Origin of the sequence: Rivularia sp. UHCC 0363, from assembly GCF_034931125.1 — a bacterium.
Lineage (GTDB): Bacteria > Cyanobacteriota > Cyanobacteriia > Cyanobacteriales > Nostocaceae > Rivularia.
In genome coordinates this window covers 1-2,535 of the sequence record NZ_JAYGHM010000147.1, presented here as the reverse complement: position 1 = coordinate 2,535, position 2,535 = coordinate 1, and the positions used below count along the sequence as shown (strand labels likewise).

General features: G+C 38.3%; 2 protein-coding genes and 1 pseudogene. All 3 read right to left on the bottom strand.

Features of this window, described 5'->3' with window-relative positions:
• Positions 1-1,233, bottom strand: a pseudogene (locus tag VB797_RS34855) (hypothetical protein); the annotation flags it as partial.
• A 47-nt stretch (positions 1,234-1,280) separates the two neighbouring features.
• The gene (locus VB797_RS34850) at positions 1,281-1,640 is read right to left on the bottom strand and encodes a hypothetical protein (protein WP_323242375.1); all 360 of its coding nucleotides are present in this window, start codon (positions 1,638-1,640) and stop codon (positions 1,281-1,283) included.
• A gap of 230 nt (positions 1,641-1,870) precedes the next feature.
• Complete coding sequence (locus tag VB797_RS34845; RefSeq protein WP_323242374.1) at positions 1,871-2,533, bottom strand: hypothetical protein; 663 nt, start codon at positions 2,531-2,533, stop codon at positions 1,871-1,873.
• Positions 2,534-2,535 lie beyond the last annotated feature (2 nt).

Genomic DNA, 2,535 nt, shown 5'->3' with positions numbered 1-2,535 from the left:
TACCGCACAGTTAAGAGGAACAGCGCCTTTATACAGTTTCTTCTGTGCATCAAAACTTTCCTCCTGCTTAATTTCAGCACCTACATCTCTGCCAGTTCCTTTAAATAATGCTCGTTCCCTAGCAGCTTTGGTTTGCTTCGCTTGACGATGAAGATTATCTTCGGTCAAGTAACGGTTGGCTCCTGAAATTTCTACCCAAGCTTCGGTATCTCGGACGTGATTTTCGCTCAAGACTTTCCACATCCATGCGATTTGTTCTTTTGTACTTGTCCATGCGATTACGGTATCTACCATTGTTAAGACACCGCATACTTTATCTTTAACATAAACGCGGTTCGTACATTGACGATGTTCCGGACATGAACTTCTACCTTTTTCCCCAGAAATCAAGATAGTTGTGGAGTGCTTGAAAGAATTTTGAATTTCCGTTAATTTAATACCGCTATCTTTATTTTCTGCAATAACTAGAAGTTGAGGAATAGGTGGTGCTTGATATCTATTGAATCTGCTCCACAACCACGACCATAATTGTGTATCGTCAAGTGGCGTAAGTTCCAATCCTGCTTTGGTATTAAACAGCATTTCCCATTGGATAAATCCTTGGGTATAGGCTTTCATCAATAAGACATTGAGAAGTTGTTCTTGCCTTTGGGATATACGTCCGGTAAAGTTATCCAAGACAAAACGGCCTGCTTTCCCCGTATAATAAATTAGTTTGGATAAAGGGTCAGTTTTATTCTCTCCAAATTTATCTACAGTCCAGGTACAGAATACTATTTGCTGCCAGGTTGATCTTGCTCCATTACGAGTCAATTCTTGTACTCTTACTTGTTCGTTGCGGATTAATATAGCTGGAAGTTTTAAAGAACAGTTTTCGGCAAGATTATTAAGATGCTCAAGTCTAGCAGAGTCATCCGAATAACGTCCTAAAAGAAACGTACATTTTTCTCCTGGAAGGATAGATTTCATAGCTTCGGAGATGGAAGCTGATATTGATGCTATTTCTTCTGAATAAAGTTGGTTATGAATTCCTTTGATTTGGAATGCAAAAACTACTTGGAATTGGTTTTCATCTTTGATATCACCTTGGTTTAATAAAAATGCTCCTACTTTGCGATTATCCCTTTCAATGCGAACCATGCAGCAGAGGTCTAGTTCGTTTTCAAAGGGAATGTATTGCGATTTTTGATTATTTTGGTTGATAGAATTTATTGAAGGAATATAGGTTTTCATTGTAATAAGGCATTTCCCATAAACAAATAATTGTCACCATCAATTATTTAAGAATAACTTTTCTTCCCCCTGCCCTCTGCCTTCTTTAGCTGCTTCCTAATATTCCGAGAAAGTAAAGGAGACACATACATTGCTCCACCGATAATCCAGTTGCTACCTTTGGGTTTGCGAAAACGATTAATATATTTATCCGGGTCTTTCCCCGTCACAAACCACCAACTTAAAATTAACCAAAAACTGATAACTGCGACCTTCGGTATTCCCCAACTAAGTAATCCATCAAAAATAAAATAGCTTAGGGTGATAATCGCGAACCAAGGTAAAATTTGATTAGCTGGAATTGGACCAAATCCTGCTTGTTTCCCCAATATTTTATTTACTTTAATTGGTTCTTTATCCCAATCCATTACTCCTTTCCCGCGCTTACGATTACCTTTCATGTTTGAGGGAGAGAGTGAGAGAGGGAGAGAGAGGGAGAGAGTGAGAGAGGGAGGGAGTGAGGGAAAAATTATTATAGGAAATCTTAGACCGGGATAGGAGTAAAATATCTTTTCAGTAACTAATTATTAATCCCTCCCTCTCTCACTCCTTCGCTCCCTCCCTCTTACTCTCCCACTCTCCCACTCCCCCACTCCTCTTATCCTCCACCACCAGTAGTACCCGTTCCATCACCAATAAACAAAAAGGTAATAACATCAATGGTGAGAATAATTCCAATTGCTAAACCAGCTTGAGTTGCAATTGGTCGCCAGTCGTTCCCTTGCTGTGCTTGGTTATAGGCAAATAATGCAGCAACTCCGACTAACAGTAAGAAGACTCCACGGATTGCATTAAATACTAAAGTTATTGCTTCCGGGTCAATTGAACTTGTTCCCCCTGAAGAACTTTGTTCGGCAATATCTGTTAGAAACTGTTCCAATCCGCTTAAGAAAATTGCTTGTGCTGGTAATTCAAATACTGTGAGAGTTGCAGTTAGTGCAATAATTATTCCTGCGATATGCCAAAAGCGAATTTTTGCTTTTACAAAGTGGTTGAATATTGGGATGAAGCTGACGATTCTATTTAAACAGTAGAAGAATAATGATAGGGATAAAATAATTGAGATTAAAAGCGGTTCTTTTACTGTTAAATAAATTAAACCAAATCCTAAAAATAAGCTTGTTTTGGTATCTGTTTTCGTCCATACAAAGCTGGGTAAAAATGGTAGAATACCACAATAGTAAATATTTGTAGCAGCAGATTTTAACTTATTTCCTTCGCACAACTCATCAACAGAATCATGTTCATTTTTGCTGTACATAG